At 40.7% G+C, this 12,595-nt stretch carries 12 protein-coding genes; 6 read left to right on the top strand and 6 right to left on the bottom strand.

Features of this window, described 5'->3' with window-relative positions; genetic code table 11:
* Positions 1-18 precede the first annotated feature (18 nt).
* Genes sirB1 through hemA form a run of 4 tightly spaced genes read right to left on the bottom strand, consistent with a single transcriptional unit; the run spans position 19 to position 4,062 of the window.
* On the bottom strand, positions 19-828 hold the full coding sequence (gene sirB1, locus H0913_RS08850) for an invasion regulator SirB1 (RefSeq protein WP_181478568.1): 810 nt from the start codon (positions 826-828) through the stop codon (positions 19-21).
* A gap of 24 nt (positions 829-852) precedes the next feature.
* Complete coding sequence (gene prmC, locus H0913_RS08845; protein WP_154638224.1) at positions 853-1,686, bottom strand: peptide chain release factor N(5)-glutamine methyltransferase; 834 nt, start codon at positions 1,684-1,686, stop codon at positions 853-855.
* Entirely contained in the window at positions 1,686-2,768 is a 1,083-nt protein-coding gene (prfA, locus tag H0913_RS08840; protein WP_006659989.1) for a peptide chain release factor 1, read from the bottom strand. Before prfA ends, prmC begins: the two co-directional genes overlap by 1 nt.
* A 31-nt stretch (positions 2,769-2,799) precedes the next feature.
* On the bottom strand, positions 2,800-4,062 hold the full coding sequence (gene hemA, locus H0913_RS08835) for a glutamyl-tRNA reductase (RefSeq protein ID WP_036954652.1): 1,263 nt from the start codon (positions 4,060-4,062) through the stop codon (positions 2,800-2,802).
* Between the two features lie 356 nt (positions 4,063-4,418).
* Here hemA and lolB point away from each other — a divergent pair, with 356 nt between their 5' ends.
* The 3 genes from lolB to prs all read left to right on the top strand — a co-directional run bounded on the left by lolB (position 4,419) and on the right by prs (position 6,949).
* The gene (gene lolB / locus H0913_RS08830; RefSeq protein ID WP_181478727.1) at positions 4,419-5,063 is read left to right on the top strand and encodes a lipoprotein insertase outer membrane protein LolB; all 645 of its coding nucleotides are present in this window, start codon (positions 4,419-4,421) and stop codon (positions 5,061-5,063) included.
* Entirely contained in the window at positions 5,060-5,935 is an 876-nt protein-coding gene (gene ispE / locus H0913_RS08825) for a 4-(cytidine 5'-diphospho)-2-C-methyl-D-erythritol kinase (protein ID WP_181478566.1), read from the top strand. The genes lolB and ispE overlap by 4 nt, the downstream gene beginning before the upstream one ends.
* 66 nt (positions 5,936-6,001) lie before the next feature.
* Positions 6,002-6,949: a ribose-phosphate diphosphokinase gene (gene prs, locus H0913_RS08820; protein ID WP_006661866.1), complete on the top strand. Its 948-nt coding sequence runs from the start codon at positions 6,002-6,004 to the stop codon at positions 6,947-6,949.
* A 324-nt stretch (positions 6,950-7,273) separates the two neighbouring features.
* On the opposite strand, the gene H0913_RS08815 is transcribed toward prs, so the two are convergent.
* Complete coding sequence (locus H0913_RS08815; protein WP_154638228.1) at positions 7,274-7,546, bottom strand: DUF2583 family protein; 273 nt, start codon at positions 7,544-7,546, stop codon at positions 7,274-7,276.
* A gap of 309 nt (positions 7,547-7,855) precedes the next feature.
* On the opposite strand from H0913_RS08815, the gene pth reads away from it, so the two are divergent.
* The 3 genes from pth to H0913_RS08800 all read left to right on the top strand — a co-directional run bounded on the left by pth (position 7,856) and on the right by H0913_RS08800 (position 11,488).
* Entirely contained in the window at positions 7,856-8,446 is a 591-nt protein-coding gene (gene pth / locus H0913_RS08810; protein ID WP_036954667.1) for an aminoacyl-tRNA hydrolase, read from the top strand.
* 102 nt (positions 8,447-8,548) lie between these two features.
* The gene (gene ychF / locus H0913_RS08805) at positions 8,549-9,640 is read left to right on the top strand and encodes a redox-regulated ATPase YchF (protein WP_036954672.1); all 1,092 of its coding nucleotides are present in this window, start codon (positions 8,549-8,551) and stop codon (positions 9,638-9,640) included.
* 336 nt (positions 9,641-9,976) lie between these two features.
* Complete coding sequence (locus H0913_RS08800) at positions 9,977-11,488, top strand: hypothetical protein (RefSeq protein ID WP_181478859.1); 1,512 nt, start codon at positions 9,977-9,979, stop codon at positions 11,486-11,488.
* A gap of 609 nt (positions 11,489-12,097) precedes the next feature.
* Here the strand turns inward: H0913_RS08800 and H0913_RS08795 are convergent.
* On the bottom strand, positions 12,098-12,559 hold the full coding sequence (locus tag H0913_RS08795) for a hypothetical protein (protein ID WP_181478564.1): 462 nt from the start codon (positions 12,557-12,559) through the stop codon (positions 12,098-12,100).
* Positions 12,560-12,595: the final 36 nt, after the last annotated feature.

The following is a 12,595-nucleotide window of genomic DNA, read 5'->3' as shown; positions in this document are numbered from 1 at the left end:
AAACTGTCTATACGTTAATCAATGCAGTACAACTGGAAGGTTATCCAGCGAATAAATTTGGATCTTAATCATTTCCGACACGGGGTCTTCTGGGCAGTGCTCAACAAAATAGTTAAGGTCACTCAGCGCCACATGGTTACAATCCAAGTGCGCGAGGATAAGCCCTCGGTCGCGAATTTCATAAGGGTCTTCAGGATCGAGGATCAGCAATGTCTCACAGACTTTTAATGCCATCTCCATTTTTTTCTCTTCCATCAGCGCCGCTTTTAATGTGTCGAAAATTTTGCGAACAATAATACTATGTTCAGCTACATCCAATTCATCAAAAATAAATTCGGAGTATGGATCAACCGTGCCTTTTAGCCACATCGTTAATGTGTGCTGTGACAAGGTTTCACCGCTAACAGGGTTAATAAACCACTGGGAACCATCGCGTTTTGTCGAGACAAAGAGTAATTGAGTCGGGAAAATTGCAGCTTCAATCTCTAAATCAAGCTGCTCAGCAATAAATAAGAAAATTGAGCCAAGAGAGACCGGAGTACCTTGCTTAGAAACTAAAACTTTATCTAACCACAGCATATCAGATAGCGCATAAACACCGTGCGCCGCACCAAATTTCCACTCACCATAAAACAGTGCAATCAGTTGCTCTATCTTTGACTGATTATCAGCAGTCAAATCAATTGCTTCACGCGCTTTAGCGACTAAATCATCTAATTGCGTTTGTACCTGCATAAAGGGGAAATCGGCACGAATGATTTGTGAAACCATCATAATGCCTTCGCTTAACGGTAACTGATTAAACTCAATATTTGCTATTGTTTTCATTACAATTCCACTGCAATTGCCCGCTTAACCATTCCATTGGCCAAGGGAAATTCGCTCTTTACCACCATAATCCAGACAGGTCTCGACATTGGTGTACCCATTTTCATTAAACAGCTCTCGCACTGTTAAACCTTGCTGCCAACCATGCTCAAGCAGCAGCCACCCTTGTTGTTTTAGGTATTGTTTTGATGTGGCAATAATGTGTGCTAAATCTGAAAAACCATGCTCATCAGCAATCAGCGCGGTTGATGGCTCAAAACGCACATCACCTTGGCTCAAGTGAATATCACTCTCATCAATATAAGGTGGATTACTCACAATCATATCAAATAGTTCATTGGGGAGTGAAGTAAACCAATCACTTTGTGAGAACTGAATATTTGAAATGGCTAAACGTTGTTGATTTCGTTGCGCTAACGCCACCGCATCGGGATTAAAATCCACGCCCGTTACACGACTATTAGGTAACTCTGACGCCAAGGCTAACCCAATAGCCCCCGTTCCTGTGCCAAGATCCAAAATACGACAGGCGTCTTGAGGAAGGCGCGCTAACGCTTGCTCGACAAGGCATTCGGTATCTGGACGTGGGATCAAGGTTGCGGGGGAAACATACAGCGGTAGTGACCAGAATTCTCGTTCACCCACAATGTAGGCAATCGGCTCTCCTTGTTCACGGCGAGCTAATAGCGCCTCTAATTGCTGTTGTTCATAGGAAGTGAGTTCGGTTTCATCAAAAGCGAGGATGTAGGTACGGCTGCGCCCTGTTGTGTGTTGCAACAGGATCTGCGCATCTCGTTTAGCGCTATCACTGGCAGACAGTCTGACGACTGCCTGCTGTAACCATTCGCTATAACGCATTAGTCCTGCTCAGATAAAGCAGAAAGCTGATCAGCTTGGTATTCGTTGATGATAGGCTGAATTAATGTATCCAGTTTTCCTTCCATCACTTCATCCAAACGGTACAGCGTTAGGTTAATACGGTGATCAGTGACTCGGCCTTGTGGGAAATTATATGTACGAATGCGGTCAGAACGGTCACCGGAACCTAATAAGTTACGGCGTTCTGAAGCTTCTGCTGCATGGCGTTTATCCATTTCAGCTTGGCGAATACGCGCACCCAACACAGACATCGCTTTCGCTTTGTTTTTGTGTTGTGAACGTTCATCCTGGCACTCAACCACAATCCCCGTTGGTAAATGGGTAATACGAATTGCAGAGTCGGTGGTGTTAACGTGCTGACCACCCGCACCCGATGAACGGAACGTATCGATACGTAAATCCGCTGGACTAATTTCCGGTAATTCCGCTTCTGGCAGTTCAGGCAAAATAGCGATAGTACAAGCAGAGGTATGAATACGACCTTGTGATTCCGTTTCAGGAACACGCTGTACGCGGTGACCGCCGGATTCAAACTTCAAGCGGCCATACACGCTATCACCCGAAATTTTTGCGATAACTTCTTTGTATCCGCCGTGCTCACCATCGCTGGTGCTCATCAGTTCAACGCGCCAGCGGTTGCTTTCCGCATAACGGCTGTACATACGGAATAAATCACCCGCAAAAATTGCCGCTTCATCGCCACCCGCGCCCGCGCGGATTTCCACAAAGCAGTTATATTCATCATCAGGATCTTTTGGAAGTAACAACAATTGCAATTGTTGCTCTAGCTCTTCATTGCGCTCTTTAGCTTCTTTTAGCTCTTCTTGAGCCATCTCTTTCATTTCAGGATCATCTAACAGCATTTGGGCTGTTTCGATATCATCCTGAACGGTGCGCCACGCAGTAAAACACTTCGCGACATCCGTTAATTGAGCATATTCTTTTGATAAAGCACGAAAACGGTCTTGATCAGCAATCACACCCGCATCAGCAAGGTGCGCTTCAATTTCTTCGTAGCGTTCTTGTAATGCTTCTAGTTTTGCGACAATAGAAGGCTTCATTCGTTATATCAGACCTATGATTAAAAAGTGGTTATTGATGGTCCAGCCCTAGGCTGTCCCTAAGTAGATTTAGACGCTCAACATCCCCATTTCCCGCAGCTTGCTGCAAAGATTTAGTCGGAGCGTGGATCAGGCGGTTGGTTAACTGTTGTGATAGCTGCATAATCACTTGCTCAGGGTTGGCACCTTGGGCAATGGCTGCAAGTGCTTTTTCGGTCATGCTTGCCCGAATTGCTTCCGCCTGCTCTCTGTATTCGCGAATTGTAGAGACTCCGGCTTGTGAGCGCAACCAATCCATAAAATGACCGCTTTCTTGCTCAACAATAAATTCCGCTTCAACCGCGGCAGCTTTACGTTGCGCCAAGTTTTGGGCAATGATGGATTCCAGATCATCAACAGTGTAGAGATAAACATCTCTGAGTTTTTCTACATCCTGCTCGATATCACGAGGAACTGCGATATCAATCAATAACATAGGTTTACTACGGCGTGCTTTCATCGCACGTTCGACCATCCCTTTACCAATAATTGGCAGCGGGCTAGCCGTTGAACTAATCACAATATCCGCTTCAGCTAAACGGTTATCAATATCGGCTAATGAGATAACTTGCGCGTTCACTTCTTTGGCGAGAAGTTCAGCACGTTCTAGCGTTCGGTTAGCTATCATCATTTTTTGCACGCCATGCTCACGCAAATGACGTGCGACTAATTCGATGGTTTCCCCTGCCCCGACTAACAAGATATTCAAATGTTTGAGTGATTCGAAAATCTGTCTCGCCAGTGTACAAGCCGCAAAAGCGACAGAGACCGCATTCGCACCGATATCAGTTTCGGTTCGCACACGTTTAGCCACAGAAAACGATTTTTGGAATAAGCGCTCTAATTCGCTAGATAGAGAATGATTATCTTGTGAAAGCGCAAACGCCTTTTTCACTTGACCGAGAATTTGAGGCTCACCAAGAACCAGCGAATCTAACCCACTTGCTACGCGCATAAGATGGCTGACTGCGCGCGCATCTTGGTGCCAATAGAGACTAGGTTGCAGATCTTTGGCGGTGATCCCGTGAAAATCACATAACCATTTAGTTAACTGTTCCTGCGCTTTTTCTTGAGACTCAAGGCTGAGATACAGTTCAGTTCGGTTACAGGTAGACAGCACAACGCCGCCACTCACTTGAGGTTGTTTCAGTAACTCCTCAAGTGCGTGGTCGATTTTTTCAGGACCAAAAGCGACTTGCTCACGCAAAGCCACTGGTGCTGTTTTATGATTAATGCCTAAGGCTAATAGGGTCATTGTGCTTACGACTTACTCACATTGCTCACATTGCTAATTTATTTGTCAGAATGATGCTAGTATTTAGCTCATTACTGCGATTTATATTCGTATATTGTAGATGATTAACGCGTCTGTTTCTACGGGTAGCCTATCATCAACAATCAGAAAGATGATGCACACCAAAATTTACGTTGATTATCGGACTGTCTGATATCAATATCAATAAGATGCATCAAGGATGCCGCTATTTGGCACAGAAAGCAAATTCCCTACTTTTGAGTAGGTTTTCATTGATAACCACTACAGATTAGCGCAATATTCCTGAAAATTACCTTTTGAGAACCGATATGCAACTTTCTTCAGCTCTGTCGTTTATGCGCCCAGCCAGAAATTTTTGGCGATTAATGCCCCTTTCCTGCTTGCTGCTGACTGCCTGTGTGACTACCTCTCAAGACACCACGAAAGGCACTTCATCCTCAACGGATGCGCAGTGGACAGCCCATCAATCGCAAGTGGTTGAACTGCGTGACTATCAAACTCGTGGCTCCTTTGTGTACATTGGCGGTCAAGGTACCGGAACAGAAACCAAAACTTACGCGAAGTTTTTCTGGCAGCAATATACCCCAGAAAAATACCGTTTATTACTGACTAACCCATTAGGCACGCGTGAACTGGAACTCAGTGTAGAGCCTGATTTAACCAAATTAACGACTAAAGATGGGCAAACTCACATGAGTGATGTGCCGAGTGAGTTAATTTATCAGTTAACAGGCATGGATATTCCTATTGACGATCTCACCGCTTGGTTGGTCGGCTCACCGGGACGCGCCACTGAATACACTCTCGATAGCAACCACCTGCTCAAATCCGTGACGTTTAAAATCAATGGCGAAACATGGAAATTGGATTATCTCTCTTACGATACCAAAACCTCGCCAATGCTGCCGAACCACATGGAGCTGAAGCAAGGGGATAAAGTCATCAAGTTAAAAATGGATAGTTGGACACTGAAAAAATGACGTTAACGTGGCCATCACCGGCAAAATTGAATCTTTTTTTGTACATTACTGGGCAGCGAGCTGATGGTTATCATGAGCTACAGACTCTGTTTCAATTTTTAGATTATGGTGATGAAATCACCTTTACCACGCGTTCGGATGATCAGATTAATTTGCTCACCCCGATGCCGGGTGTAGATGTTGAAAAAAACTTAATTATTCGTGCCGCCAAAAGCTTGCAAACCTATTGTCGCGAAACCTTCAATCATCAAGGGGCGTTAGGTGCGGATATTCGCATCAACAAAGTGCTGCCGATGGGCGGTGGAATTGGCGGCGGATCATCAAATGCGGCGACAACGCTGATTGCGCTTAACGAGCATTGGGGAACTCACGTTTCTGATGAGGTCTTAGCCGAATTAGGTAAACACCTCGGTGCCGATGTCCCCGTTTTTGTTCGCGGTCATGCTGCCTTTGCCGAAGGCATTGGCGAAATTTTAACACCCGCAGAACCAAAAGAGCGTTGGTATTTAGTCGCACACCCCGGAATTGAAATCTCAACCCCGATGATCTTCACAGATCCAGAATTAAATAGAAATTCTCCAAAACGCTCTTTAGCCGCATTATTACTGGCTCCGTATGCAAATGACTGTGAACCGATCGCAAGAAAACGTTTTCGTGAGGTTGAACAGCTCGTTTCTTGGCTGTTAGAATATGCTCCGTCTCGCCTAACAGGAACAGGCGCTTGTGTGTTTTCTGAATTTGAAACCCAAGCGGATGCCCTGAAGGTGTTAAATAAATCCCCATCGTGGGTGCAAGGATTCGTCGCTCAAGGAGCGAATGTTTCTCCTGTGCACAAATTCCGCGCTGGGATAACCCGTGTATTGCACCGATAGTAATGACTTATCCATCATGCTGTTGGTCAACAATATCTCTCTGGACGCAAGCCTGAGGTTTTTCTCGTGCCCGATATGAAGCTTTTTGCTGGTAACGCTACACCGGAACTAGCACAACGTGTTGCTAACCGCCTTTACACTAATCTTGGAGACGCGGCTGTTGGTCGTTTTAGCGACGGCGAAGTCAGTGTTCAAATTAATGAAAATGTTCGCGGTGGTGATATTTTTATCATCCAGTCAACTTGCGCACCAACCAATGACAACCTGATGGAACTCGTTGTTATGGTCGATGCCCTGCGCCGTGCATCTGCTGGTCGTATTACCGCTGTTATCCCTTACTTCGGTTATGCAAGACAGGATCGTCGCGTACGTTCTGCCCGTGTACCAATCACCGCTAAAGTTGTTGCCGATTTTCTGTCAAGTGTGGGTGTTGACCGTGTTCTTACTGTTGACTTACACGCAGAGCAGATCCAGGGCTTCTTTGATGTTCCTGTAGATAACGTATTTGGTAGCCCAATCCTTCTGGAAGATATGTTGCAGAAAGATTTAGAAAACCCAATCGTTGTTTCTCCAGACATCGGCGGCGTCGTTCGTGCTAGAGCAATCGCGAAATTACTGAACGATACTGATATGGCAATCATTGACAAACGTCGCCCACGCGCAAACGTTTCTCAAGTCATGCACATCATCGGTGACGTTTCTGGTCGTGACTGTATCTTAGTTGACGATATGATTGATACTGGTGGCACACTGTGTAAAGCAGCTGAAGCGCTGAAAGAACGCGGTGCTAAGCGTGTATTCGCTTATGCAACTCACCCTATCTTCTCAGGTAATGCTGTAGACAACATCAAAAACTCTGTGATTGATGAAGTCATTGTTTGTGACACAATTCCTCTTTCTCCTGAAATCAAGGCGCTGAACAAAGTTCGCACCCTGACCCTTTCAGGCATGCTGGCCGAAGCTATTCGCCGTATCAGCAATGAAGAGTCAATTTCTGCGATGTTCGAGCACTAATTCTAAAGCGGGGTCTTAATGACCCCGTTTTAACATCCTAGTTTCAGTCGTTTTTCATGAAATTATTGAGACGGGAAATGTGCTTTATCGCACCACATGCATTGTGGTCACGATACAAAAATTTATAAGTAGCGCCCCTACTGTTGTTCATCAACCGTAGGGGCTTTATTTTTTGAGCCGCTTCGCTTTACATGGTTTTAGACAAAAAATAAGAGTGAAATCATTGATATCGAATTTCACTCTTATTTAGATTTTATCTATTTTCAATAATACACTTCTGTTCATCTCTATTGATAAACTTCAAATGAACTTCAGCCTAACCCGTTATGGGTAGCGGTGGTTATCGTTACGGGAATGAAATTGACGTTTCACCAAACAGTAACGGTCTTCCACTTTCTCTTTACCGCCCATTCTTGCGCCCACTAACCAAACCAACGCACCGATAAAGATCCCAAACAGTGAGCCATTGATGATGTCATCGGACAACCCTAAATCAACAATATGAGAAAACAGGTTTAAACCGATGCTTCCTCCCATCACCACCATACCCAAACCCATCAAGCCATTACCAATGAGAGTAACCATTTTCCGTTTCATATCTACCTCCAATATCAGTAAACTGATACGCAAGCATTGAAGAAAAGTTCGATAAAACTTTATATTTATGTAAAGAGTATAGCTCTTTAAGTAAAATTATTTGCGATAAGCTTCACATGTATAGAAGAGTTTAAGGATATCTACTCAAAAAGTGCTTTTTATCAATTTAACAACTGATGATAGTATTGACGAATAATTCATAAACTAATTATCACTAGCGCAATCTTATCAATGACAATTTTGTACATCCACCCCGACACGAGGTAAACTAGTCGCCAATTTCTATACATTGACAGTGAAAAAGTCCCCGTGAGTAAAATAAAATTAATTGTTGGATTAGCCAATCCGGGCGCTGAATATGCGCAAACCCGCCATAACGCTGGTGCGTGGTATGTTGATTTATTGGCACAACGCCATAACCAATCGTTAAAGGAAGAGCCTAAATTTTTTGGTTATACGGCTCGCATCAATCTTAATGGCAATGATATTCGCTTGCTGGTTCCAACCACCTTTATGAACTTGAGCGGTAAATCCGTCGCAGCAGTGGCCAATTTTTATCGCATTAATCCGGATGAAATTTTAGTCGCCCATGATGAACTCGATTTACCACCGGGTGTTGCCAAAATGAAACTCGGTGGCAGTAACGGCGGACATAACGGCTTAAAAGATATTCAAAGTAAATTTGCCAATAACCCGAACTTTTACCGCTTACGTATTGGTATTGGGCACCCAGGCGATAAAAATAAAGTTGTTGGTTTCGTGTTAGGCAAGCCACCGCTGTCAGAACAGAAGCTTATTGATGATGCGATTGATGAATCTGTGCGCTGCACGGACATTCTGTTATCCGACGGAATGGACAAAGCTATCAATCGCTTACATGGTTTTAAAGCCACAGCCTAAGAGTTGATTTCATCAAACACGAGTTTTTGTGTATAATCAGCGCCAATTTTCTAAACATTAGGGGCAGCACTCGCCTGCCCCCGCTATTAAGGTGAGAAACATATGGGTTTTAAATGCGGTATCGTTGGTCTGCCTAACGTGGGTAAATCCACTCTGTTTAATGCATTGACCAAAGCCGGCATCGAAGCAGCCAACTTCCCTTTCTGTACAATTGAACCAAACACGGGTGTTGTGCCAATGCCAGACCCACGTCTTGATCAATTAGCTGAAATTGTGAAGCCTCAGCGCATCCTGCCAACCACGATGGAATTCGTTGATATCGCGGGTCTGGTAAAAGGCGCATCAAAAGGTGAAGGTCTTGGTAACCAATTCCTGACTAACATCCGTGAAACGGAAGCGATTGGTCACGTTGTTCGTTGTTTTGAAAATGACAATATCATCCACGTTGCTGGCCAAGTTGACCCAGCCGCTGATATCGAAGTGATCAACACTGAATTAGCACTGTCTGACTTAGATACTTGTGAACGCGCTATTCACCGCGTACAAAAACGTGCAAAAGGCGGCGATAAAGACGCAAAAGCGGAATTAGAAGCGCTGGAAAAATGCCTGCCACACTTAGAACAAGCTGGCATGCTGCGTTCACTAGATTTAACCGCTGAAGATAAAGCCGCAATCCGTTATTTAAGCTTCTTAACCCTGAAGCCAACCATGTACATTGCTAACGTCAATGAAGATGGTTTTGAAAATAACCCATATTTAGACAAAGTCTACGAAATCGCTAAAGCCGAAGGTTCTGTTGTTGTGCCTGTTTGTGCGGCTATCGAGTCTGATATCGCTGAGCTGGATGATGAAGAGCGCGATGAGTTTATGGCTGATTTAGGTATTGAAGAGCCAGGTCTGAACCGTGTGATCCGCGCAGGTTACGAATTATTAAACCTGCAAACTTATTTCACCGCTGGTGTGAAAGAAGTGCGTGCATGGACTATCCCTGTTGGCGCAACTGCTCCACAAGCAGCCGGTAAAATCCACACTGACTTCGAAAAAGGCTTTATCCGCGCACAAACTATCGCATTCGAAGATTTCATCAAATTCCGTGGTGAACAAGGCGCGAAAGAAGCCGGTAAAATGCGTGCAGAAGGTAAAGATTACATCGTTAAAGATGGTGATGTGTTGAACTTCTTGTTTAACGTGTAAATAATTAACATTTTTTGTATACCTTTAACCACCCGTCTCATGGGTGGTTAATTTTAATCTCACCAACTACATACCTAACTGAATTTAAATAGTACGATTCTCTTATGTTTTAAACCAATTAATTTGAAATTCGTATTGTAAATATATCTACATTCTATCTCGAGTTTTTGTCTTGATTTCTTTAATTTAACGTATTTAGTCTTTTCTCTTCTTTCAATAAATAGCATATTCAGCTTAAAAAATAGATTACATATAGTTATTAATGCAATTAATAATTAATGAACTTATAATAAACATCATCAATAAAATTTAATACGATGTTAAAAAGGCACCTAAATGTTAATCTATGTGAATCAATTAGAGCTTATAGGGAAAAACAGCTCAGAAACTGCTTTTAAAACAATATCTGGTTGGTTAAAAAGTGTAACTAAAAGACACTTTACAGTTGATAACTTAAAGAGCGGTGAAGAATTTAAAGTTGACCAAGCAATGGTAAGAAGTTACGTTGCAGTAGATAAACAGCCTTTTCTATATTCAATATTACTTACTCATCCAGACCATACTGTAAATGGAAGATATTGGGATACTGAAATTGGAATTAGAACGTCTGATGATTCTACTACTATTTCTATATTGCTAGAAACTAGAGATATGAGCACATTAGTAAAAGAAATCCCTTCATCTACAAAACCAAGGTTAGTAAATTTTTTACAGAAAAACGCTCAGTTACATCATGACACTCCTGGTTTAAAAGTTTTTAGCTTTGAAAACTCTTCAGTATCATTTAATGCATTAAAACATGAAATTTATAGGGAGAATAGAGATTACCCTCTAGTAATTATCAGTAATTTAAATGATAGTAATAAACCACTTATTAATCCCCATAAATTACAAGAACAGCTTCTTGGTTTAGCCCAAGTCATCTATTCTGAAGAGAAAATTAATAGTAGGAGCATGTCTTCCGTCTTAACTCCAAGATATTCAGCATGGGATGGTGCTATTAATATTATTTACCCCTGCTTTGGTAATGATACATGTTATAACAAACTTTTATCGAAAGCCTTTATTAATAATGAGAATGAATCAGGAATAAATGTGATGCATTTAATCCTTTCACACATAACTCATATAACTAATGGTTTCAATAAAAAACAACACTTTAGCCCTAGAGATGTTAGGGCAAAACGTCAAAAAGACCAACGAGTGTTGCTTAAAGAACGTTTTGATAAATTAACAAAAGACAATGATTTTCAAGATCTTGCTGAGCAAGCATTTGATCAATTAGAAGAACAAGAAAATATTATTGAACAACTAAAAGAGAAGCATGAGAAAGAACTATACGATGCTCTGCATAAAAATATTATGTTACAAGATGAGTTTGACGATTTAACTATGCGTCATAATATCCTAGATCAACGTTTCAAAGAACAAAAACAAAGTAATAATAAACGAGGTAAATTACTACTAGCTCATGGTGATGAAAAAGAGCATTACAGAGGTGAGATATCAGATCATATCCTTGATATATTAAAAACACATTTAGATAGTGTCAAAGCAAATACGCGAAAACAGCATTTATTGCAAGATGTGATTAAAAACAATAAAATTGATGGCTTAAATAAAGCATATTTAGAAAAATGCAAAGCTATATTCAATAATTACGATGGCATCACCCCGAGAATTAAAAGTGAACTAAGAAAAATGGGGATGGAAATCATTGAAGATGGAAATCACAATCATTTAAGATTTATTGATGATACAAGATACCAAGTTACTTTTGCAAAAACACCTAGTGATAAGCGTGTCGGTAGCAATATACCTCGAGATATTAAATCGATGTTATTATAGCATTCTTCATATCAGATGATATTTTTATATTAAAGTATCTTATTTCACCATTATTAGTTGTCAGCTTAATTTTTTTAAAAAGTTGACAACTATAACTAGAAGAAAATTTTTATTTTAGCAAAAATAATATATTTTTATATTTTTATATTTTTATATTTTTATATTTTTATATTTTTATATTTTTATATTTTAACTTATTGATTATTAATTAATACACCACTAAAAATTTCAACTATTTTTAATAGGTCTAACAAAATAGTCAGTTTAAGCGCTTAGGTGCCTAACTTTGATTATTACCGCACGAAAAAATACACTAGCACTTAATTTTATCTCACTATTTCAAATAAATAGACATTTGAAATATTCGTAGAGTGACGAGACCAAAAGTTGATGATAGTGTATTCTGTACCAATTTTGTTATACTTAATAAATAAGTATAACATCAAAAAAATAATTTACTTGTTACTTAAAGAATAAGACCTATTTACCTTAGTCTTATCAAGATTTTATTGTGAATATTATCACCATGATTTTTATATTATTTACAGTCTATATGCATGAAAGTTAAAATATTTCTAATTTCAAATAACCTCTCTATTATTCAATTCATCACATCATTTTTACACTAACCTTTGTTTCTCGCGCAGATGGCGTAAATAAAACAATCAGCGAAAAAATGAGCTGAATAGCCATAAAAATCATCAAGAAACTAGACTGATTGATAAACGTTAGTGGCGTGATAAACAATGATGAACACGTAAAGATAAGCGCAATGACCAATGGATATTTAATGCCAATATCCCGAATTCGTTGCGTAAGAATAAGTGAGAAAATATATATTTGAACAGCCGCTGATACTAATTCCATTAGTCCAAACAAGCTAAAAGAAAATTGGTAATAAAAATTACTTTTAAACACTAATTCAGCATCTTCGGGATGTGAATCCAAATACCATTGATAGACTAATACCTGAATGATACTCAGAACGATTATCCAAAAAATTTCCGCGCCTAAGAAAGATAATCTTGCTCGTCTTTTATATTTCCATTGATAAATTAGTTTTGATTGCATGGTAAATCCCTTCACATGTTAAAAAATACTGATTTT

It is taken from the genome of Providencia rettgeri (genome assembly GCF_013702265.1).
In the GTDB taxonomy this organism is placed as follows: Bacteria; Pseudomonadota; Gammaproteobacteria; order Enterobacterales; family Enterobacteriaceae; genus Providencia; species Providencia zhijiangensis.
The sequence above is the reverse complement of the archived record's forward strand: the minus strand, read 5'-3'. Positions and strand labels throughout refer to the sequence as shown.

Excerpts from the sequence above, each read along its gene's own strand:
- sirB1 (WP_181478568.1), bottom strand. The coding sequence starts at position 828 with ATGAAAACAATAGCAAATATTGAGTTTAATCAGTTACCGTTAAGCGAA.
- prmC (WP_154638224.1), bottom strand. The coding sequence starts at position 1,686 with ATGCGTTATAGCGAATGGTTACAGCAGGCAGTCGTCAGACTGTCTGCC.
- prfA (WP_006659989.1), bottom strand. The coding sequence starts at position 2,768 with ATGAAGCCTTCTATTGTCGCAAAACTAGAAGCATTACAAGAACGCTAC.
- hemA (WP_036954652.1), bottom strand. The coding sequence starts at position 4,062 with ATGACCCTATTAGCCTTAGGCATTAATCATAAAACAGCACCAGTGGCT.
- lolB (WP_181478727.1), top strand. The coding sequence starts at position 4,419 with ATGCGCCCAGCCAGAAATTTTTGGCGATTAATGCCCCTTTCCTGCTTG.
- ispE (WP_181478566.1), top strand. The coding sequence starts at position 5,060 with ATGACGTTAACGTGGCCATCACCGGCAAAATTGAATCTTTTTTTGTAC.
- H0913_RS08815 (WP_154638228.1), bottom strand. The coding sequence starts at position 7,546 with ATGAAACGGAAAATGGTTACTCTCATTGGTAATGGCTTGATGGGTTTG.
- ychF (WP_036954672.1), top strand. The coding sequence starts at position 8,549 with ATGGGTTTTAAATGCGGTATCGTTGGTCTGCCTAACGTGGGTAAATCC.
- H0913_RS08800 (WP_181478859.1), top strand. The coding sequence starts at position 9,977 with ATGTTAATCTATGTGAATCAATTAGAGCTTATAGGGAAAAACAGCTCA.
- H0913_RS08795 (WP_181478564.1), bottom strand. The coding sequence starts at position 12,559 with ATGCAATCAAAACTAATTTATCAATGGAAATATAAAAGACGAGCAAGA.